The organism is Mycobacterium sp. E1214 (genome assembly GCF_001666755.1).
In the GTDB taxonomy this organism is placed as follows: domain Bacteria; phylum Actinomycetota; class Actinomycetes; order Mycobacteriales; family Mycobacteriaceae; genus Mycobacterium.
The window spans coordinates 51,195-70,686 of the sequence record NZ_LZJC01000132.1; the positions used below are offsets into that span (position 1 = coordinate 51,195).

Genomic DNA, 19,492 nt, shown 5'->3' on the forward strand with positions numbered 1-19,492 from the left:
GGGTCTCACGCCGGCGCGGCCGTCTTCTCCTGCGCCGCTTGAGATTTCATCTGCCGGAACATGTCGACGTAGTAGGGCAGGCAGTCGGAGAGCGCCTGCTCGGTGGTGAACAGCGGCCGGTACCCGAGGTCGCGGGTGGCCTTGGCGATGGAGAAGAAGTTGTCCAGGTACAGCCGCTCGACGGCCAGCGGTTCGAGTAGCGGCGCCGGGATGCCGAACCGGAAATGCAGCCGCTGCCAGCCCGTCATGGCCGCGCGCACGAGGGGACCGTTGACCCGCACCCGCGGCCAGCGGACTCCGCACGCCTCGACGACCGGCCGGGCGAATTCGAACATGTTGATCGGATCGTCGTCGTTGATGAAATAGGCCTGCCCCGGCGCGGTGCCGCCGGGGACGAGGTGCTGGGCGGCCAGGATGAAACCGTGAATCAGGTTGTGCACGTAGGAGTTGTCGAGCCGCGCCGACTTGCGGCCGATCAGCACCTTGACGTGACCGGCGATCACGCTCTCGAAGAGCTTGCGAAACATCGTCTGGTCGCCGGGTCCCCAGATGCCGCTGGGCCGGATCGCGCACGTCAGCACGCCGTCAACGCCGTTCTGCCGCAACACAAACCGCTCGGCGAGCACCTTGGTCTCGGTGTAGAGGTCGTTGAACCGGTCGGTGTAGGGCAACGTCTCGTCGCCGCCGGCGATGTTCTGGCCGCCCATCACCACGCTGTTCGACGAGGTGTAGACGAACCGCTGCACGCCGGCGGCCTGCGCGGCGTGCAGGAGGTTTTCGGTGCCCCCGACGTTGACCGCGAAGCTGCGCTGCCGGTAGGCGTCGGTCACCGAGGCGCCTCCCATCAGGTCGATGATGGCCGCGGTGTGAAAGACGGTGTCGACGCCCTCGACGGCCCGGGCGCAGTCGGCGGTGTCGGTGATGTCGCCCTGCAGCACCTCCAGCTGCGGGTGTGCCGGCAGCGCCGACGGCGCCCGGTCGAACGAGCGCACGGCGTGGCCGCGCTCGAGCAGGCTGGTCACCAGGTTGGCCCCGACGAACCCGGAGCCGCCGGTGACGAGGACCCGGCCGAGTTCGGTGGTCAGCGTCGCATCACCCATGGGCCGAATCCTAACTGAAACGTGTTCTAGTTTTCCAATTTCGCGAAAAACCGGGCGGGTAGTACGGGCGGCGTCAGGCGTCGTCGACGTCCCCGGCGGCCAGCGCGTCCTCGATTCGCTTGCGGGCGCCAGCTAAGTGCTCCTCGCAGCGTCGGGCCAGCTGTTCGCCTCGTTCCCACAGCTTCAGCGACGCGTCGAGGTCGAGCCCGCCCTGCTCGAGTTGGCGGACCACGTCGATCAGCTCGTCGCGGCACGCCTCGTAGCCGAGGCTACTAATGGGCGTAATCGCCTCGCCGTCGTCAACCGCCACCGGTGGGCCCCTGACTCAGGGCGGCGACCGCGCCATCGGCCATGCGGACCCGCAGGCGGGTGCCGGCCGCGGCGTCGGCGACGGACCGCACCACGACGGGCGCGCCGTCGTCGGGGACGGCCTGCACCACCGCGTACCCACGGGCCAGCGTGGCCGCCGGACCCAGAGTGGCCAGCCGGGCGCTCAGGTGGCCGACGCGTTCGGTCTCGGCGGCGGCCAGCCGGGAGATGTCGCGGCGCAGGGCCGACCGCGCGCGGTGCACCTCGTCGGCGCGCGCGGTCAGGGCCCGCAACGGCTCGGCCAGCACCGGGCGGCTGCGCAGCTGGGTCAGCGCCTGCTGCTCGCGCGACACCCAGCCGCGCAGCGCTTGGGCGCTGCGGCGGCGCAGGTCGTCGAGCAACAGCTGCTCGGCGGCGGTGTCGGGCACCACCCGCTTCGCGGCGTCGGTGGGGGTGGCGGCGCGCAGGTCGGCGACCAGGTCGCACAGCGGGTTGTCGGGTTCGTGACCGACGGCGCTGATCACCGGCGTGCGGCAGGCCGCGATCGCGCGGCACAGCGTCTCGTCGGAGAACGGCAGCAGGTCCTCGACGCTACCGCCGCCGCGGGCGATCACGATCACGTCGACGTCGGCGTCGCGGTCGAGCGCGGCCAGCGCCTCGACGATCTGCGCGACGGCGTTCGGGCCCTGGACCGCGGTGTTGCGCACCGCGAACCGGGCCGCGGGCCAGCGGCCGGTCGCCACCGACCGCACGTCACGCTCGGCGGCGCTGGCCCGGCCGGTGATCAGCCCGATCATGTTGGGCAGGAACGGGATCGGTCGTTTGAGGCGGTTGTCGAACAGGCCTTCGGCGTCCAGCAGCCGACGCAACCGCTCGATGCGCGCCAGCAGCTCACCGATGCCGACGGCCCGGATCTCGGACAGGCGCAACGAGAAGGTGCCCCGGCCCGTGTAGAAGGACGGCTTACCGCACACCACCACCTGGGTGCCCTCGGCCAGCTGTACCGGCGCGTTGAGGACCAGGTCGCGCGGGCACGTCACCGTCAGCGACATGTCGGCGGCCGGGTCGCGCAGCACCATGAACACCGTTTTGGCGTCGGACCGCAGGCTGATCTGGGCCAGCTGACCCTCCACCCACACGGTGCCCAGCCGGTCGATCCAGCCGGCGACGCGGACCGCCACCGCGCGCACCGGAAACGGGTTCTGGGCGGAGTTCGGTTCGGAGGTTGCGGCTGGGGTCACTTCGCGTTCGCGCGGGTGATCCTGTTGGCCAGCAGCGTCTCGAACGGCGCCCGGGCCTTGGTGGCCTGCTCGTAGGCCAGCAGGGCTTCGAGCTCCTCGACGCTCAACGACTGCAGGCGGGCCCGCAGCTGGGCGAGCGTCAGCGTCGAATAGTCGAGCTCGCTGACTACCGAGGGCTGCGGGACGTCGGCGGCCGCGGACTTCTTCGGCTGCCGGGCGGGCCGGACCAGCGCGCTGGCGTCCTCGTGCGCGTCGGCCACCGAGTACAGCGCGAACCGGCCCTCGCCGCGGCGCTCTGCCTCACCGCCCTCCGGCAGCGCCGCCGGGGTGGCGCCCTCGGGCAGGTCCTCGTCGAAGGTGGCCCATTCCGGCTTCTCGTCCTTGGGCGGGAAGATGGTCTCGAGGGTGCTGTCGCCCTTGTTCACCAGCTCGGCGATGTTCTGCTGAACCCGCATCACGATGTGCGCCGCCTGGCTGGCCAACGTCATCGGATACATCAAGATGGTTTTCGGCAGCTTCATGGTCTCCTCGACAGCGACTGTCGCCGCGCCGACCAAAAGCCGAACTCCAAACGGTGCAGCAGCCATGGGTCCAAGATTGCCTTAACCGGCGGCTAAGTCCAAGCCCGCCCGCGCGAGCTGGCAACCCCGTGTCGGCAGAACGTACCCTGGACGGCATGCCGCCGACTGTTGACATGGGGATTCCCGGCGCATCCAGCTCGGTAGCCGTCGGACCCACCCGCAAGCGCGTGCTCCTGGCGGAGCCGCGCGGGTACTGCGCGGGTGTGGATCGGGCCGTCGAGACCGTGGAGCGGGCGCTGGAAAAGCACGGTGCGCCGATCTACGTGCGCCACGAGATCGTCCACAACCGCCACGTCGTGGACACCCTGCAAAAGGCCGGCGCCGTCTTCGTCGAGGAGACCGACCAGGTGCCCGAGGGCGCCATCGTGGTCTTCTCCGCCCACGGCGTCGCGCCGACCGTGCACGCCGCCGCCGCGGAACGCAACCTGCACACCATCGACGCCACGTGCCCGCTGGTAACCAAGGTGCACAACGAGGCGCGCCGGTTCGCCCGCAACGACTACGACATCCTCCTGATCGGCCACGAGGGCCACGAGGAGGTCATCGGCACGTCCGGCGAGGCGCCCGAGCACGTCCAGCTCGTCGATGGGGTTGCGTCGGTGGCGAACGTGACGGTCCGCGACGAGAACAAGGTGGTGTGGTTGTCCCAGACCACGCTGTCGGTCGACGAGACCATGGAGATCGTCACGAAGCTGCGGGAACGCTTCCCCAAGCTGCAGGATCCGCCCAGCGACGACATCTGCTACGCGACGCAGAACCGGCAGGTCGCGGTCAAGGCGATGGCCCCGGAATGCGAGCTGGTGATCGTCGTCGGGTCCCGCAACTCGTCGAACTCGGTGCGCCTGGTGGAGGTCGCGCTGGGCGGCGGCGCCGCGGCCGCGCACCTCGTCGACTGGGCCGACGACATCGACCCGGCCTGGCTGGAGGGTGTCACGACCGTCGGCGTCACGTCGGGCGCTTCGGTGCCCGAGGTGCTGGTGCGCGGCGTGCTCGAGCGGCTCGCCGAATCCGGCTTCGACGTGGTCCAGCCTGTCACCACCGCACAGGAGACGCTGGTGTTCGCGTTGCCGCGCGAGATCAGGTCGCTGCTCTAACTTAACGCCTCAGGCGTCGTACTCCCACGATTCGGCGGGCGGGCGCGCCTGCGACCTGCCGGGCGTGCGGGACCGGCCGCGGCGCTCGGCGCCGGGGTCCGAAGAGCCCGCCCCGCGGTAACGCACCTGCGAGACGGGGTGGTGGGTGCCGTTGGTGGACGGCCGCCGGCGCCGCGGCTCGTACGACGACTCCGGGCGGTCGCGGTCGTCGTACCGGCTGGGGCGCTCGGGCTGACCGTAACCGTCGCCGTATTTGTCCCCGTAGCCGTCTGCGTAGCCGTCGAAGCGGCTGCTGCGCGACCTCGGCTCGTAGGACTGCTCATAGGGCCGCTCGTACGGGCTGCGCCGGGTCCGCGGCTCGCGGCGCCCGTCGCGGTCGCGGGGCGGCTGGCCGGTCGCGTCGGCGTCGTCACCGGGGCGCGGACGGCGCCGCGGTCGGCGGGCCGCGTCGGACCCGTCGCGCGCCGTGCCGTAGTCGCGGCCGGTGGTCGCGCTGCGCCGGCTCGACCGCCTCGGACGCTCTTCCCGACCGTCCGGTTCCGCTCCGTCGTCCAGCGAGGGCCGGGCATGCCTGGAGCGGGTGCGGCTGGAGCGGGCGGTGGAGCGGTCCCCGCGGGTGCTGCGTCGCGCACGTGCGGAGGTGCTCCCCGTGCGGCCGCGCCGCTTCTGGGCGGCGGGGGCCTCCTCGGCGTCGGTGGCGTCGTCCTCGGACTCCGCGCCCACCAGCGACTGCAGCTTCGCGCCGATCCCGCTGAAGAAGGACTTCACCTCGGCGGGCGCGGCCGTCGCATCGGATGAGGTCTTCGACGCGCCGGACGGCGAGGTGCGCTCCGACATCCCGAAGTACCAGCGGGCCAACCCGATGAGCAGCACGGCACCCGCGGTGCCCAGCATCAGCGGGAAGCGCTCGATCAGCGGGTATCCGCAGTTGATCAGCAAGTCCTTGAGCCGGCCGACCTTGCCGTCGTGAAACAGCCAGTACGCGCCGGGCACGGCCACGAACAGGATCAGCGGCGGCTGGATGATCGCCGTGAAAATGCCGTCCTGGCGCACCGCCAGCACCGCCGCGAGGCAGCCGGCGATATAGAAGCCGGCGAAGACGTGGGTCAGCTCCTTGTGACCCATGCCGGCGTCGATGCCGTAGCCAATGGCGGTGGCGGTGACGGCGATGAGCAGCGCGATCCACGACTGCACACCGGCGATGTTTGGGTGGATCGAGCGGTGGCTTACCTCAACCGCCGACCTGGCCCGCTGGACTGACACATCTAGACCGTACCGGGAATGGGCCCAAAGGCCCGTAAATACCTCGTAGCGATGCCGGGCGTGCCACGCGCTCGTTTCAGGCGCCGGCCGGCGCGCGTGGTCCGCCGCGAGCCCTAGACTTGGGTCCCTGTGAGCCTGAACCTGGGAATCGTGGGCCTGCCCAACGTGGGCAAATCCACGCTCTTCAACGCCCTGACCCGTAACAACGTGGTGGCGGCCAACTACCCGTTCGCGACGATCGAGCCGAACGAGGGCGTGGTCTCGCTGCCCGACCCCCGGCTGGACAAGCTGGCCGAGCTCTTCAATTCCGACCGCATCGTGCCGGCGCCGGTCACGTTCGTCGACATCGCGGGGATCGTGAAAGGCGCCTCCGAGGGCGCCGGGCTGGGCAACAAGTTCCTGGCCAACATCCGCGAATGTGACGCCATCTGCCAGGTGGTGCGGGCGTTCGCCGACGACGACGTGGTGCACGTCGACGGCAAGGTCGACCCGCGTTCCGACATCGAGGTCATCGAGACCGAGCTGATCCTCGCCGACCTGCAGACCCTGGAGAAGGCGGTTCCGCGGCTGGAGAAGGAAGCCCGCAACAACAAGGACCGCAAGCCCGTGCACGAGGCGGCCGTCGCCGCCGAGGCCGTGCTCAACTCCGGCAAGACGCTGTTCGCGGCCGGTGTCGACGCCGACCCGCTGCGCGAGCTGAACCTGATGACGACGAAACCCTTCCTCTACGTCTTCAACTCCGACGAAGCGGTGCTGACCGACGATGCGCGCAAGGCCGAGCTTTCCGCGATGGTCGCTCCCGCCGACGCGGTGTTCCTGGACGCGAAGATCGAGGCGGAACTGCAAGAGCTCGACGACGAGTCCGCGGCCGAGCTGCTGGAGTCGATCGGGCAGACCGAGCGTGGCCTCGACGCGCTGGCCCGGGCCGGCTTCCACACCCTCAAACTGCAAACGTTTCTCACCGCGGGCCCGAAAGAGGCGCGCGCGTGGACGATTCACCAGGGTGACACCGCGCCCAAGGCGGCCGGCGTCATCCACACCGACTTCGAGAAGGGTTTCATCAAGGCCGAGATCGTGTCCTATGACGACCTGATCGCCGCCGGATCGATGGCCGCCGCCAAGGCGGCCGGCAAGGTGCGCATGGAGGGCAAGGACTACGTGATGGCCGACGGCGACGTGGTCGAATTCCGGTTCAACGTGTAGTCGGTGACTCGGCGTTGTCACCGGCCGATGTCGAGGTCCTCCGATGCTCGCCGTCGGCAGGCACGAGGTGTTTCCGGAGCCAGTCTTGGGAGTGGTCGAGCCATTGCCGGTAGTGGCCCATGGCGCAATGGTCGTCGTCGGGGTAAAGCAGCAGGGTGGCGTTAGGCGCTGTGTCGGCGAGGTCGACAGTGTCCTGAGTGCTGAGCAGGGTGTCGTGCTCGCCGTTGATGGCGAGCAGCGGAATATTGATGTGCGGCAGTCGATCCCGGATCGAGAGCGCCCTCAAGGCGCGGGCCAGCTTGATCGGGGTGGTGGCTCCGAGGGTGTCCGCCAGCGCGCTGATGATGATGTGAGGGATGCCCAAGGCGCCGCCGTTGAACGAGTGGTGAGTCGGGGCCCCGCAGGCGACTGCGCAGGCCAGCCGGTCGTCGTTGGCGGCCATGCGCGCGGCCCAGTAACCGCCGAAGCTGACGCCGACCATGGCGATCCGGTCGGGGTCGAGACGTGGGTCGGCGGCCAGGTGGTCGATGACCCGGCGGTAGGTCCGTTCCGATTGGGGGCCCATCGGTTTGGCGTAGGCGTAGGTGCCGGGCATCTCCATCATGAACATGGCCAATCCGGCACCCCGGTAGCGCAGCAACCCCACGGCTAACTCCGCGACGGTCCCCTCCAGGCCGTTGGTGGTCAGGACCACCGGTTGTGGACCGTGCCCCGGCGCCAGGGTGAGCCAGCCCCGCACGGTGTCGCCGTCGGGGGTGGGGATTGCGAGACGCTCGACACGAAGGTCGATGGCGGGCGCGATCGCGGCGACCAGAGCGTCGAAGAGATGCCGCGAGCGCCAGTAGGCCTGCATACGACGGGCGCTGTGGCCGGGGAAGGCGCTGACTTGGTAGTAGGTGATGGCCTTCGTCCACGCATCGATCGCCCGAAACGCCCGTGCGGTGCGCCGGCGGTCGTCGGCTTGGGCGTACCTATCGACGAGTTCGATGATCGCCGCCTCGCTGGGCTGGGGCCCGTTGTCGGCGAACAGCACCGCACCCGGGCTGATCAAATCTGTCAGCGCCGCGACCTGTTCTTCGGTGAGCGTGACCGGCCCGCCAATGGCGGGGACCGCGCAGGACTCCGTCTTGGCGAGGTCGCGCAGTAGCGCGACGGCTCGTTCGGCATGCTGTTCGGCGATCCGATCCCAGTGAGCGCACCAGCGGTCGTCGCGGAATGACCGTGCCGCCCTGAGCTCTTGCGCGAAGTCGGGTGGGTGCAGCCCGCCCATGTTGGCGTACCGCAGCACGAACAGCTTGGGCAGGAAGGGCGCCGCCCCGCACCAGCGGGCTGCCAGGTTGGTCGTGCCGGTGATCGCGCAGGCTGTCACGAAGAGCTTGTGCCTCAAGGTTGCCTCGGCCATTGGCGCCGTCCTTTCTTCGTGCGGCGGTCGTGCTGTGCCCGCCGCGCCGCGTCGGCGCCGCCTGGCCGATGCGGCCCGCCGGAACAGTCGTTCCGACAGTAACATCGTCGAGGCGATTCTCGGAACAACCGTTCCACGCATCAGTGAGGAGGCGTCTGGGATGACCCGTTCATATCGGCAGCACCGGCGCCGAGCCGTCGAGCCGTGAGTGGACCTGCGCCGGTCGGGCGAGGCGCCGGCGCCGCGCGTGAAACTGGTCGCCCCGACACCCGGCGTCGATTGCTCGACAGTGCCGAAGAGCTGTTCGCCGACCGCGGCTATTTCGGTGTCAGCGTCCGCGAGATCACCGACCATGCAGGCGCCCGATTGGCGGCAATCAGTGAGCAGTTCGGCGGAAAAGAAGGCTTGTTCCGCGCCGTCGTCCTGCGCCGGATTCGACCGCTCAACCATGAGCGCCGCGACCACCTGGCGGCGTTGCCCGCGCGTGGCAGCCGGGATCGGCGCTTAGCCGCCGTCATCGACGCGTTCACCGAACCGATGCGCCAGCGGGCCGGTGACCCGTGCTGGGACAACTACTTTCGTCTGATCGCTCAACTCGCCAACTCCGGACATCCAATCCGCGCGCTGATCGCCGACGAGTTCAATGCCATCGCCGCCGACTTCATCGCCGCCCTCCAGGCGTTGTTCCCGGCCGCCGACGAGGCCGCCATTCACGACGCCTACCTGCACATGGTCGCCGCCACGCTGCACACGTACTCCAACAACCTGCGCCTCGACAGCCTCAGCCGGGGCCGCCTGCGCGCCCACGACACCGACCAGCGCCACCGTGCGCTGCTGCGCTTCGTCGCGGGCGGCATCACCAGGTTGGCCACCTCGTGACATAGCGGCGCGTCGGTAACGCTCAGCGCTGCCCGTCCGGGTGAGGTTGGGGCCGCGCTCAGGCGACCGGCGTCGCGTCCGGGGGTCGTGGCTGGTGCAGCAGCGCGCGAACCAGCGGGCGCGGCCCGATGGAGCGCAGCATCTGGCTGGCCGGGCGGACCCGGACCCGCTTCGGCCACCAGAACCAGCGTCCCATCACCGTCATGATCGACGGCGTGATGAGCGTACGAACGACGAATGTGTCGAACATCAGACCGATACCGATCGTGGACCCGAACTGACCGATCGCCCGCAGATCGCTGGACAGCATCGCGGCCATCGTGACGGCGAAAACCACACCGGCGGCGGACACCACCGGGCCCGTCACGCCGACCCCGCGGATGAGCCCGGTGTTCAGGCCGGCCCCGATCTCCTCTTCGATTCGCGACACCAGCATCAGGTTGTAATCGGACCCCACCGCCAAGAGCACGATCAAAGCGAATTCCGTTGCCACCCAGTGTAACTGGAAGTGAGCGAGGTGTTGCCAGATCAAAGTCGAGAATCCGAACGCCGCGCCCAGTGACAGCACGATCGTGCCGACGATGACGGCTGCTGCTACCAGCGCGCGGGTGACGATCACCATGATGATGAAGATCAGCACGATCGATGCCACCGCGGCGATCAGCAGGTCATACCAAGCGCCAGTGGCGATGTCGTTGAATGTCGCTGCGGTGCCGCCGAGGTAGATGTCGGCGTTCTCCAGCGAGGTGAGCTTCAGCGCCTCCTTGGCCGCGTTGCGCTCTTGCTCGACGGACTTGATGCCTTCCGCGGTCGCCGGGTCCACGGCGTGCGTGATGATGAAGCGCGCGGCCTTCCCGTCGGGCGACACCATCAGGCTCAACCCGAACTGGAAGTCGGAGTTCTGGAAGATCTCCGGCGGCAGGTAGAACAGGCTTTCCACCCGAGCGTCGTTGAACGACTTGCCCATCACGGCATTGGTGTCAGTCAGCTTGTCGAACTGGTCGATCAGACTGTCGAACGAGCTGTAAATGGTCAGCGTCGTATCGCGGATCGCCTTCGACACGGCGATGTTCTCCGGAATGATCGCCAACAATTCACGCGTGGCCGCGGCCGTGTTGGTGAGATCGCCGGTGAGGGCGTGGAACTTCTCGGCGAGCTGATCAAACCCATCCAGCGCGTCGAACAGGCTTCGCAGCGACCAGCAGATCGGGATGTCGTAGCAGTGCTTCTCCCAGTAGAAGTAGCTGCGGATCGGTCGCCAGAAGTCGTCGAAATCGGCGATGTGGTCGCGGATTTCGTCGGTGATCGCGGCGGTCTCCGCCGTCGTTTTTGCGCTGTCGTCCGTCGCGTTGGCGAGCTTCTGGGTAATCGCGTACTGGCGTTCCAGCAATGAGATCTGGGTGTCGAGGAACCCGGTGATCTTCTTGATGTCGCCGACACGGTCTCTCAGATAATTGAGGTTGTCGCGAATCGGCGCGCTCTGCACGCTGAGCTGGAACGGAATGGACCCGTCTTCGATCGGAGGGCCGAGCGGTCTGGTGATGCTCTGCACCCGTTCGATGCCCGGCACCCGGAAGATGGCACCGGCAACCTTGTCCAGAACCAGCATGTCTCGGGGATTGCGCAGGTCGTGGTCCGATTCGATCATCAGCAGGTCCGGGTTCAGGCGGGCCTGGGTGAAGTGTCGATCGGCCGCGTCGTACGCCTGCACCGAGGCCGCGCTCTTCGGCAGGTAGTACAGGTCGTTGTAGCGCGGGGTGAAGCCCGCGAGACCCAGGGCACCAACGATCGCCAGGATGACGGAGGTCGCGAGGATGGGCGCGGGCCACCGCACGATGGCCGTCGCCAGGCGGCGCCACCGCGTGTAGTTGAACTTGCGCTTGGGGTCCAAAAGACCGAAAGCACTGGCGATGACGATGACTGCGGGCGTCAGCGTGACCCCGGCGGCCACCACCACCAGCAGTCCTACCGCGCACGGGAACGCCAACGAACTGAAGTAGGGCAGCCGGGTGAACTTCAGGCAGGCCAGCGCCCCGACGATGGTCAGACCGGAGCCCAGCACCACCTTGCTGACACCGGCGAACGTGTCGTAGTAGGCGGCTTCCCGGTCCAGACCGCGTTCACGGCCCTCCTGGTAGCGGCCGACCATGAAAATCGCGTAGTCGGTACCCGCCGCGATCGCGAGTGAGGTGAGCAGGTTCACCGCGAAGGTGGACAGGCCCATGACGCCGGTTTCGCCCAGCAGCGACACCACGCCGCGGCCAGACAGCAGCCCAATGAAGAGGATGAACATGGTCAGCAATACGGTGCCGATGGATCGGTACACGAACATCAGCATGATCGCGATGATGACGACCGTGATGAGCGTGATCTTGGCCAGGCTTTTGTCACCGACAACGATCACGTCGGCGGTCAGCGCCCCCTGGCCGGCGACGTAGGCCTTTACGCCGGCCGGCGGCTTGGCGTCCGCGACGATCTTGCGCACCGCGGCAACGGATTCGTCGCCGACCGCCCCACCCTGATCGCCTTTGAGGTTGACCTGGACGTAGGCGGCCTTGTGGTCGTAGCTCTCCACACCTGAGGAGGTGAACCGCTGCCCCCAGAAGTTCAGCGCATGCTCGACGTGTTCGTGGTCGGCCTGGATCTTTTTGACCAGGTCGTCGTAGAACCGGTGCGCGTCCGCGTCGAGAGGTTTGTCGCCGACCAGGGTCACCAGGACGAGGTTGTCGGAGTCGTACTCCTTGAACTTCTCGCCGATGTGCTTCATCCCGGTCACCGACGGCGCATCGGCCGGCGAGAGCGGGACGGAGATCTCCTCGGCGACCTTTTCTAGTTGCGGCACAAAGATATTGACGCCGACGGCCAGCAGGACCCACACCACCACGATGGGCAGGCTGAGCACCCGGATGGCGCGCGCGATCCGCGGTGTGCGCTCGACCTCGGTGCGCTGGGAGACGGGGATCCTGTCCGTGTCGCTCGTGTTGTCCGTCATGCGGACTTGTCCAGGCAGGAGACCGCCGCATTGCGCGTTTCGGCTTGCCGCTGATCGACCAACTTGCCGTCGACCGTGATCCGGCAGCCGATGGAGGGGCTGTCGCCCTGGGCGACGACGTAGGCGAAGATGCCGGGCATCGCGGCAACGATCGTCGTCGACCACGGCAACGTGGTGAAGTTGGCCTTCTGCGGCAGTGACTCCGCATCCATCCAGTTGACGACGCCGGTGGTCCCCGGCGGCCCCAGGATCTCGTAAATGGCGGTCTTCGCCGCGTAGGGCGGGGTCGCATCACGCGGATCCGGTTTCGGTAGGCCTGGGCCTGGGAAGACACCGCTGAGGCGGTCCACGGCGACGCCCCCGACGATGACTGCCACGAGCACCACCAGGGCAACCCACGCCCGCTTGAGAACTGTCAACACCGTTTTCCCCGATCACCGTTGCCCGACGGGCTGATGTTAAGACATTTCATCTATCAACACATTTCGTCGCGTGCGCCACGGCAAGGCGAACGCCAGCACGCCCGAGTTAATTCCTGCCACGCCCGGCCGATTTCCGGCCATTGGGCCCACCCCGCGTCCCAGGGCCGCGACGGCGCAGCGGCTCGCGCGCCGCACGATCCGTTTGCTCGGCGATGACGCCGGTCGACTCATCACGCACGGCCGGCGTGCCGCCCGGCGGGTGGAGTTCGGCATGCAGCGGGCAGGCACCGCCGTGTCGGCTGGAAATGCGGGGCCATCGCTTCAAATTGACGCGCCGGTTATTTAATGACGCACTGTTTATGCAAGGCGATAACAAGCGGCTTAGTTGCAAAAAGTAATTCGCTAGCCCGGTGAGTGCGTTCCTCGAATGGGGTGCGCGATTTGGTGCGTACGCCTCGATTGTTGGCATCGATCGAAAACGCCGCGAATGGGGACCGGCGCGCGTACCCTAATCGCATGGCTACGAAGGTGAAGACCTGCGTACACTGCGGCCACACTTTCGATCCGCACGACCGATGGCGCGATCTTTCCGACCCGGCGTGGTTTCCGTCCGCGTCGAATTATTGTTCGCACGAATGCAGCAGCCGCTATCACTGCGAAATGACGCATGCCTGTTCGACCCATGCGAAAAAGAAGGATCATCGCCGACCTGTGCGGTGACCGCGCCCCTCACCGATCGACGGCCATTTAGCCCAAGCGCGGAACCGTCGATATCCGATTAATGCCGCACGCGGTGTCCGCAAGTCGGTTCCTGCGGCTTCGAGTCACCACGCGGCCGACCGCGCACACTTGTCGGTGCCCGCCCCTAGGTTGCCTCTGAAGGGAACGACCTGAAGGAGGTTTCGTGAAATTCGTGTCGACACGCATCATCACCGGCGACGTCAACCGGCTGGTGGCGTTCTATGAGCTGGTCACGGCGACACCGGCGGTGTGGGGCAACGAGCTGTTCGCTGAAATCCCCACGCCGGTGGGCACCCTGGCGATCGGCAGCGACAAGACGGTGCCGCTGTTCGGTGCCGGTTCAGCGGAGCCGGCCGCCAACCGCAGCGCCATCGTGGAGTTCATCGTCGACGACGTGGACACGGAGTACGAGCGGTTGCGCGAGAGCGTTGCAGAGGTGGTGACGGAGCCGACGACGATGCCGTGGGGCAACCGCGCACTATTGTTCCGCGATCCCGACGGCAACCTCGTCAACCTGTTCACCCCCGTCACCGATCAGGCGCGGGCGAAGTTTGCGGTGTGAACGCCCGGCTCAGGGATGGGTGACGAGGTAGGTCTCGTTGCCCAAGTCCGCCGTCAGCTCGTCGACGTCGAAGGGGCGGTCGAGCCGCGCATGCAGCGCCTTGGCGCCGACCAGTAGGCCGATCTCCGGGGTCTGCCGCGCGACCAGCCGGCCGATCAACGGGTAGATGCGGCGCATGACCACCCGCTCCGCGGCCGTGCACCGCGAGGCGCAATAGCCGACATGGCCGATCTCGTCGGTCAGTATTTCGTTGTAGAGCAATTCGATTCGCTCGGCGACCGCGGGTTCGTCGGCAAACAGCTGCCGACCGGCGCGGCGCAGTTCGTCGAACATGCGGCAACCGGCCATCTCCGCGGCGCCGACGAACAGGAAGCCGAGTCGTTGCGGTAGGAATACGCCCGTCTTGACGAATTGCCGCATGACGAACGGCGGCGGCACGACCTGAAACGTCAGGTCGAATGCGTCCAGGGCGTAGGCGAGCAGCCGGGTGTGATAGTGCTCTTCGAGTTCGAGGTAGACGTTCTCGGGCGGCAACTCCTCGTCGCTGTTGCGCCCGTAGGTTTCGCCGAGCCCGACACCGAACCGTTCGGCCTGGTTGAGTTTGGCGGTCGCCAGGAGGAACAGCATCTTGCGGTCCAGGCCGGGCTCGGGCCGCCGGCGCCGCAGGTTTCGCAGAAACGTCGCGCGGTCGGCGGGGTGCGCCGAGCGGATGGGGTGGCGTTCGAGTTCGTCGAAGAACCTCTCGCGGTTTTCAAGTCGCCTATTGAGAAGGTCGGCCGCGCCGTCCCGCTCGGCCAGAAAATCCCGGTAGCCCTCGATGCCGGTCCGGTTCATCGCTTCTCCATTCCCTTGACAACCGTTGCGACGTAACGACGCAGCAGCGCCGAGTCATGAGCCCCCGTGGATAGCAGCGCGAAAAGTCCGGTGAGGAAGAACGTCGCTAGTTCTTCCGCGTCCGCCGCGGCGACAACCTGGCCCTCGGCCTGTGCCCGCCGCAGGACTCCCACCAGGAACCGGAGGAGGGGGTGCTGCTCGAGCTCGACGTCGATCGGGTGTGTCGATGCGAAATGCAAGCCCAGCATATCCCTGAATATCGTTGCACCTAACCGCGTTTCGGCATCAAGCACCTGTCGCACCAGTTCGCAGAGCACCACGGTCACATCACCAGCGCCAGTGCCGAGCTCACTGACGATTCGGGCTTCCTCGTTGCGCTCCAACTCGGCCAGGACATGTTCCTTGGTGGGGAAGTGAAAGTAGAAGGTGCCTCGCACCACTCCCGCCTCGGCCGTGATGGCGCTCACATCCGCGGCCGCCAGGCCGCGCCGGGATATCTCGGCCAGCGCCGCTTCGTACAACCGCGCGCGCGTCTGCAGCCGCCGAGCCTCCCGCGCTCCGGCGCCCGCCACGGGTAGGCGCGCTGACACCATCGCCGCAAGGTATCGCAAGTTGCTGACGACCGTCAATGACGGGTGTCAGCTAAATCGCGGCCCGTCGGGGCCTCTCGCGGCGTTAGAGTGAGCCGTGCCCGGTGATGAAGACGCCGACACGCAGGGCGTGGTCGGACGGCGCGCCGCGGATCTGCAGACGCGTGAGCAGGCCCTCGCGCGGCGTGCGCGCGACATCTCCAGGCGCGAGCGGGTCGCCGACGAGCGCGAACGCGTCGCCGATGAACGCGACCGGATCGCCGACGATCGCGAGCTGGCGGCGGACGACCGGGAGCAGCGCGCGGACCAACGCGAGGGAGCGACGGCGCAACGCGAGCGCGAGCGGCTGCAGCGCCTCGACGAAAGCGCGCAGCGCCAGCGAGCCGCGGCGAAACGCGAAAACGCCGAGGTCCGTCGCGCGGTCGCGGAGACCCGTCGCCATTACGACGACCCTCCGGACGAAGCGGGAACCTGACCGCGCCGCGGTCGGCTTGTCCGCGCGGCGAAGGGTGCGCCGCCGCCTCTTCGTTCGATGGCCAGGAACTTGCACGCCGGCGACTGTAAATTTGGGACCACTGGGTCGGGGCCGCATTGCTCATTCACCCGCACCGGGGGGTGCCGAATGCACGAGACTGACTCGAACGCCGACGTCTATCACCGAATCGCCGATGTCGCGCGGGACCTGCACGGTACTTCGCCCGGTGTCGCCGATTCCGTGGTCGAGCACATCGCGGAGTACGCGGTCGCGGAGGTTCCAGGCGCCCAGTACGCGGGAGTGACGCTGGTGACCGCGACGGCCGGCGTGCAGACCGCGGCGGCGACGCATCGATACCCGGCGATGCTGGATGCCATTCAACAGCTGCACCACGAGGGCCCGTGCCTGACCGCGCAGCAGCGTCACCGCACCGTACGTGTCGACGATCTCGCCGCCGAGGAACGCTGGCCGTCCTACCGGCGCGACGCGCTCAGCTACACGCCCATCCGGTCGGTCCTGGCGTTTCCCCTGTTCACCTCGGACCGCACCCGCGCCGCGCTCAACGTCTACGCCGATGCGCCGCATGCTTTCGCCGAAGATGCCGCCGACATCGGGTACGTGCTGGCCACCCACGCCGCGCTCGCCTGGGACGCGGCCCGTCGCAGAGGCCAATTCCTGAGCGCGCTGGCGAGTAGGGACGTCATCGGGCAGGCCAAGGGCATCCTCATGACTCGTTTCGGCGTCGACGCGGTCCAGGCGTTCGAACTGCTCAAGCGCCTCTCCCAGGACCGCAACGTCAAACTGATCGATGTGGCGCGCGGCGTCGCGGAGCTGCCGCGCTCGCAGCACCTTTGAGGCGGTTCATCGAAACGCTTGCCGGATCGTGTCGCACGGGAAATCCTTGGCAGATGGCGACGGTGAAGCGAACGCGACGGTGGGGTCGGCGGGCAACGAGCGCGTTGGTGTCCGGGGGGCTGGCGCTGGCGGCGCTCGGCGGTCCCGGCGCGCCGGCCCAGGCGGTCCCGGGTGCGCCCGTCGGCCATTGGTGCCCGGGAGAGCAGTGGGACCCGAGTTGGGGCAGCGTTTCCGACTGGGATTGGCATCAGTGCCACGACTGGCAGCGCCCGGGCGGCCCGTTCGGACCCGCGGGTGCCGGACAGTGGGGCCCGGCGCCGGTATGGGCGCCGCCGCGGCCCCCGCAGCCTACGTGGGCGCCCGGCGCCAACCTGATGTGGAACCCCTTGAACGGCTGGGGGTTCTGGAACAACGGGATCTGGACCCCGGCTTAGCCGTCCTCAGCGCTGCTGGACGGAATGGGCCCGCACCGACGGCGCGACCCAATCCGCAAGGAAGGCACGAAGTTTGACCCCGGTGCGCGCCGGGCGCCCGGGATCGACGATGAGCGACTGCAGCATGCGCAGCATGACCTCGATCAGTTCGTCGAGCCGCACGTCGGTGAAACCCGCTGCGTCCCAATCGACGTCGAACCGTCGCAGAATGGACCTGCCGAAGGTGACCGCGAGGTCCGAGGTGACCCCGGTCGTCAGGGCGCTGGCCTTGCCGGGCTGCAACACCAGGTTCAAATAGGAGTCGTGGGCGATCTGTTCCAGGGTGTAGGCGATGCCCTCCACGACGGCCTCGGTGGGGTCGGTGATCGAGCCCAGGTGGGCGGTGAGCCGATCGAGGAACCCGTCCACCGACGACAGCGCGGTGGCACCCAGTAGCGCCTCCTGGGTGGGGAAGTAGCGGTACACGGTCTGTCGCGTCACGCCCAGCGACTGCGCAACCTCGGACACGCTGACGGTGCCGCGCTGGTCGATGGCCGCGCGGGCGGCGCTGATGATCCGCGCGACCGCCTCCTCGTCGTCGGCGGGGATGTCCCCGGCCCAGCCGTGCCGTCGCATGCCGTGATCGTCGCACAGAGCGAACCTTGTCCTTGACAATACAGGCAAGCGCAAATGTATGGTCATCGTGCGAAGGGAGGCGATGGCCTTGACTGACACCGATCCGGTGAGCGGAACCGCCGAGGCGTTGACGCGGCGCGGCCTGCGTCATGCCTTGGACGGCACGACGGACCTGGCCGAGCGCGAGCTGAGGGTGCCGCTGCACTATTACAGCGACGCGAAGATCGCCGAACTCGAGAAATCGCAGATCTTGCGCCGCGTTCCGCTGGCGATCGTGCCGTCGGCGCTGCTGCCCAACAGCAACGACTACGTGGTGCGCTCGGTGCTGGGCGACTCGTTGTTGGTCACCCGAGACCGTTCGGGCGCCGGTCACGTCTTCCTCAACTACTGCCGCCACCGCGGCGCGATGCCCGCGTGCGGGACCGGAAACGCGTCGCGCTTCGTCTGCCCGTACCACGCCTGGACGTACAAGAACACCGGTGAACTGTTCATGGTGCCTGGTCGGGCCGGCTTCGACTCGATGCGCACCGGCGACTACGGGTTGGTCGAGTTGCCGTCCGAGGAACGGCACGGCTTCATCTGGGCGACTCTGACCGCCGGGGCCGCCATCGACCTCGACGCACACTTGGGTGGGCTCGGCGCCGAGCTCGACCTGTGGGATTACCGGAGCTACGGCTACCACGGGGACCGTGAATTCTCCTCCGAGGTGTCCTGGAAGGGCGCGCTGGAAGCGTTCGCGGAGGGGTATCACTTCCCGTTTGTCCACGGACAGAGCCTGATCGGGCAGAACACCCTTGCCAACACGATGGTCTATGACGAGTTCGGCAAGCACCATCGAATTTGCTTCCCCTTCACCTGGATCACCAACCTCGAGGACGATCCGGAGGCGCCGCACGAGCCGTTGGCGAACATGGGGGTGATCTACTGGGTCTATCCGAACCTGATCCTTGCCAACAGCCCCGTCGGCCTGGAGATCATCGACATGCTGCCCGACGGCGAGCCGACCCGTTGTACGGTCCGGCACAGTTGGATGAGCCGCATCCCCGCCACCGACGAAGCTACGAGGGCGGCCTACGACGCGGTCTTCGACGGGGTGCACGCCGCCGTTCGCGACGAGGATTTCGCGATGCTGCCCCAATGCGGCGAAGGGGTTCGGCATGGCCAGCACGACCACATGATCATCGGCCGCAATGAAATCGGCGTTCAGCACATGATCAAGGTCTTCGCCCAGGAGATGGGCGTGGCCTTGGGCTGACGTGGTCGCTCAGCCGGCCGCCGCAATGTCGGGGGCGTTGTGTCCGCGCCGAAATCAATTTGCTGAGAAACTGATATTCGATGCGTAAAGGCGATGTCTTCTCGTCGTCAAGTCCATTGCGGTCGAGGCGAATGATCTGCACCACAGAATTTGGTTGACGTTAATTACCCTTGCTAGCGTCCCCGGCCATGGTAGTGCTCGCAACGTTGATGTCGCTTGTCAATCAGGTCTCGGGGACGCCCTATATTGTGGGCGGGGATTCCCCGGCGGGGACCGATTGCTCGGGGCTGGTATCGTGGGTCGCCAACGCGGCGACGGACCGGCCGGTTTTCGGAAACAGGTTCAACACCGGGAACGAAGAGGCCGCCCTGCTGGCGCGCGGGTTCCAATACGGCACCGCCCCCAACGCGTTGGTGATCGGCTGGAACGGCGGCCACACGGCCGCAACGTTGCCGGACGGAACAGCGGTGTCCAGCGGGGAACGCGGCGGCGTCCACTTGGGCGGCCCGGGCGCCTACCAGGCGGGATTCACCCACCACATGTTTTTGCCGCTGGCGCCGGACGAGGGCGGGGCACCGCCGTCCCCCGACGCGCCGCCGCCGCCCCCCGGCGCGCCGGGGGGCGGCAGAGGCCAGTCTCTTATAA

At 67.7% G+C, this 19,492-nt stretch carries 21 protein-coding genes; 9 read left to right on the plus strand and 12 right to left on the minus strand.

Annotated elements, in window-relative coordinates:
- Positions 1-5: 5 nt before the first annotated feature.
- The 4 genes from A5700_RS18710 to A5700_RS18725 form a co-directional block, all read right to left on the minus strand.
- Entirely contained in the window at positions 6-1,100 is a 1,095-nt protein-coding gene (locus A5700_RS18710) for an NAD-dependent epimerase/dehydratase family protein (RefSeq protein ID WP_068064650.1), read from the minus strand.
- 73 nt (positions 1,101-1,173) lie between these two features.
- Positions 1,174-1,410 carry an exodeoxyribonuclease VII small subunit gene (locus A5700_RS18715; protein ID WP_068064653.1) on the minus strand — a complete coding sequence of 79 codons (237 nt, stop codon included), beginning with the start codon at positions 1,408-1,410 and terminating at the stop codon, positions 1,174-1,176.
- Positions 1,400-2,650, minus strand: coding sequence for an exodeoxyribonuclease VII large subunit (gene xseA / locus A5700_RS18720; RefSeq protein WP_068204930.1), 1,251 nt, complete (start codon positions 2,648-2,650; stop codon positions 1,400-1,402). The genes A5700_RS18715 and xseA overlap by 11 nt, the downstream gene beginning before the upstream one ends.
- The gene (locus tag A5700_RS18725; RefSeq protein ID WP_068064659.1) at positions 2,647-3,237 is read right to left on the minus strand and encodes a lipid droplet-associated protein; all 591 of its coding nucleotides are present in this window, start codon (positions 3,235-3,237) and stop codon (positions 2,647-2,649) included. The genes xseA and A5700_RS18725 overlap by 4 nt, the downstream gene beginning before the upstream one ends.
- Before the next feature lie 89 nt (positions 3,238-3,326).
- Here A5700_RS18725 and A5700_RS18730 point away from each other — a divergent pair, with 89 nt between their 5' ends.
- Positions 3,327-4,325 (plus strand): 4-hydroxy-3-methylbut-2-enyl diphosphate reductase, encoded by a 999-nt coding sequence (locus tag A5700_RS18730; RefSeq protein WP_068064662.1) that lies wholly within the window; start codon positions 3,327-3,329, stop codon positions 4,323-4,325.
- Between the two features lie 9 nt (positions 4,326-4,334).
- Here the strand turns inward: A5700_RS18730 and A5700_RS18735 are convergent, their stop codons facing one another.
- Entirely contained in the window at positions 4,335-5,588 is a 1,254-nt protein-coding gene (locus A5700_RS18735) for a DUF6542 domain-containing protein (protein ID WP_197502695.1), read from the minus strand.
- A 129-nt stretch (positions 5,589-5,717) separates the two neighbouring features.
- Between A5700_RS18735 and ychF the strand changes: the two genes are divergently transcribed.
- The gene (gene ychF / locus A5700_RS18740) at positions 5,718-6,791 is read left to right on the plus strand and encodes a redox-regulated ATPase YchF (RefSeq protein ID WP_068064664.1); all 1,074 of its coding nucleotides are present in this window, start codon (positions 5,718-5,720) and stop codon (positions 6,789-6,791) included.
- Here ychF and A5700_RS18745 read toward each other — a convergent pair.
- Positions 6,781-8,193 carry a S9 family peptidase gene (locus A5700_RS18745; protein ID WP_068064667.1) on the minus strand — a complete coding sequence of 471 codons (1,413 nt, stop codon included), beginning with the start codon at positions 8,191-8,193 and terminating at the stop codon, positions 6,781-6,783. The genes ychF and A5700_RS18745 overlap by 11 nt on opposite strands.
- 279 nt (positions 8,194-8,472) lie before the next feature.
- On the opposite strand from A5700_RS18745, the gene A5700_RS18750 reads away from it, so the two are divergent.
- Complete coding sequence (locus tag A5700_RS18750) at positions 8,473-9,072, plus strand: TetR/AcrR family transcriptional regulator (protein WP_068064670.1); 600 nt, start codon at positions 8,473-8,475, stop codon at positions 9,070-9,072.
- Between the two features lie 58 nt (positions 9,073-9,130).
- On the opposite strand, the gene A5700_RS18755 is transcribed toward A5700_RS18750, so the two are convergent.
- Together A5700_RS18755 and A5700_RS18760 are read right to left on the minus strand one after the other, a co-directional pair.
- Entirely contained in the window at positions 9,131-12,064 is a 2,934-nt protein-coding gene (locus A5700_RS18755; protein ID WP_068064673.1) for an RND family transporter, read from the minus strand.
- Complete coding sequence (locus A5700_RS18760; RefSeq protein WP_197502696.1) at positions 12,061-12,483, minus strand: MmpS family transport accessory protein; 423 nt, start codon at positions 12,481-12,483, stop codon at positions 12,061-12,063. Before A5700_RS18760 ends, A5700_RS18755 begins: the two co-directional genes overlap by 4 nt.
- A gap of 73 nt (positions 12,484-12,556) precedes the next feature.
- On the opposite strand from A5700_RS18760, the gene A5700_RS26185 reads away from it, so the two are divergent.
- Both A5700_RS26185 and A5700_RS18765 read left to right on the plus strand, forming a co-directional pair.
- Positions 12,557-12,832: a hypothetical protein gene (locus A5700_RS26185; protein WP_156671290.1), complete on the plus strand. Its 276-nt coding sequence runs from the start codon at positions 12,557-12,559 to the stop codon at positions 12,830-12,832.
- A 558-nt stretch (positions 12,833-13,390) separates the two neighbouring features.
- Positions 13,391-13,789 carry a VOC family protein gene (locus tag A5700_RS18765; protein WP_068064679.1) on the plus strand — a complete coding sequence of 133 codons (399 nt, stop codon included), beginning with the start codon at positions 13,391-13,393 and terminating at the stop codon, positions 13,787-13,789.
- A gap of 9 nt (positions 13,790-13,798) precedes the next feature.
- Here the strand turns inward: A5700_RS18765 and A5700_RS18770 are convergent, their stop codons facing one another.
- The 3 genes from A5700_RS18770 to A5700_RS26190 form a co-directional block, all read right to left on the minus strand.
- Positions 13,799-14,623: a hypothetical protein gene (locus A5700_RS18770; protein WP_068064682.1), complete on the minus strand. Its 825-nt coding sequence runs from the start codon at positions 14,621-14,623 to the stop codon at positions 13,799-13,801.
- Positions 14,620-15,216, minus strand: a complete 597-nt coding sequence (locus A5700_RS18775; protein WP_068064685.1) for a TetR/AcrR family transcriptional regulator — start codon at positions 15,214-15,216, stop codon at positions 14,620-14,622. Before A5700_RS18775 ends, A5700_RS18770 begins: the two co-directional genes overlap by 4 nt.
- A gap of 82 nt (positions 15,217-15,298) precedes the next feature.
- On the minus strand, positions 15,299-15,655 hold the full coding sequence (locus A5700_RS26190; protein ID WP_068064688.1) for a hypothetical protein: 357 nt from the start codon (positions 15,653-15,655) through the stop codon (positions 15,299-15,301).
- Between the two features lie 180 nt (positions 15,656-15,835).
- Between A5700_RS26190 and A5700_RS18785 the strand changes: the two genes are divergently transcribed.
- Complete coding sequence (locus tag A5700_RS18785) at positions 15,836-16,543, plus strand: GAF and ANTAR domain-containing protein (RefSeq protein ID WP_068064691.1); 708 nt, start codon at positions 15,836-15,838, stop codon at positions 16,541-16,543.
- 53 nt (positions 16,544-16,596) lie between these two features.
- Positions 16,597-16,977, plus strand: a complete 381-nt coding sequence (locus A5700_RS25500; RefSeq protein WP_082959566.1) for a hypothetical protein — start codon at positions 16,597-16,599, stop codon at positions 16,975-16,977.
- Between the two features lie 6 nt (positions 16,978-16,983).
- Here A5700_RS25500 and A5700_RS18790 read toward each other — a convergent pair whose 3' ends face one another.
- The gene (locus A5700_RS18790; protein ID WP_068064694.1) at positions 16,984-17,592 is read right to left on the minus strand and encodes a TetR/AcrR family transcriptional regulator; all 609 of its coding nucleotides are present in this window, start codon (positions 17,590-17,592) and stop codon (positions 16,984-16,986) included.
- A gap of 88 nt (positions 17,593-17,680) precedes the next feature.
- Between A5700_RS18790 and A5700_RS18795 the strand changes: the two genes are divergently transcribed.
- Positions 17,681-18,847, plus strand: a complete 1,167-nt coding sequence (locus A5700_RS18795) for an SRPBCC family protein (RefSeq protein ID WP_369828288.1) — start codon at positions 17,681-17,683, stop codon at positions 18,845-18,847.
- A 188-nt stretch (positions 18,848-19,035) separates the two neighbouring features.
- Positions 19,036-19,492, plus strand: a 457-nt coding sequence (locus A5700_RS18800) for a hypothetical protein (RefSeq protein ID WP_068204932.1), incomplete at its 3' end; no start/stop codon positions are given.

Excerpts from the sequence above, each read along its gene's own strand:
- A5700_RS18710 (WP_068064650.1), bottom strand. The coding sequence starts at position 1,100 with ATGGGTGATGCGACGCTGACCACCGAACTCGGCCGGGTCCTCGTCACC.
- A5700_RS18725 (WP_068064659.1), bottom strand. The coding sequence starts at position 3,237 with ATGGCTGCTGCACCGTTTGGAGTTCGGCTTTTGGTCGGCGCGGCGACA.
- A5700_RS18730 (WP_068064662.1), top strand. The coding sequence starts at position 3,327 with ATGCCGCCGACTGTTGACATGGGGATTCCCGGCGCATCCAGCTCGGTA.
- A5700_RS18745 (WP_068064667.1), bottom strand. The coding sequence starts at position 8,193 with ATGGCCGAGGCAACCTTGAGGCACAAGCTCTTCGTGACAGCCTGCGCG.
- A5700_RS18755 (WP_068064673.1), bottom strand. The coding sequence starts at position 12,064 with ATGACGGACAACACGAGCGACACGGACAGGATCCCCGTCTCCCAGCGC.
- A5700_RS18770 (WP_068064682.1), bottom strand. The coding sequence starts at position 14,623 with ATGAACCGGACCGGCATCGAGGGCTACCGGGATTTTCTGGCCGAGCGG.
- A5700_RS18775 (WP_068064685.1), bottom strand. The coding sequence starts at position 15,216 with ATGGTGTCAGCGCGCCTACCCGTGGCGGGCGCCGGAGCGCGGGAGGCT.
- A5700_RS26190 (WP_068064688.1), bottom strand. The coding sequence starts at position 15,655 with ATGGCGACGGGTCTCCGCGACCGCGCGACGGACCTCGGCGTTTTCGCG.
- A5700_RS18785 (WP_068064691.1), top strand. The coding sequence starts at position 15,836 with ATGCACGAGACTGACTCGAACGCCGACGTCTATCACCGAATCGCCGAT.
- A5700_RS25500 (WP_082959566.1), top strand. The coding sequence starts at position 16,597 with ATGGCGACGGTGAAGCGAACGCGACGGTGGGGTCGGCGGGCAACGAGC.
- A5700_RS18790 (WP_068064694.1), bottom strand. The coding sequence starts at position 17,592 with ATGCGACGGCACGGCTGGGCCGGGGACATCCCCGCCGACGACGAGGAG.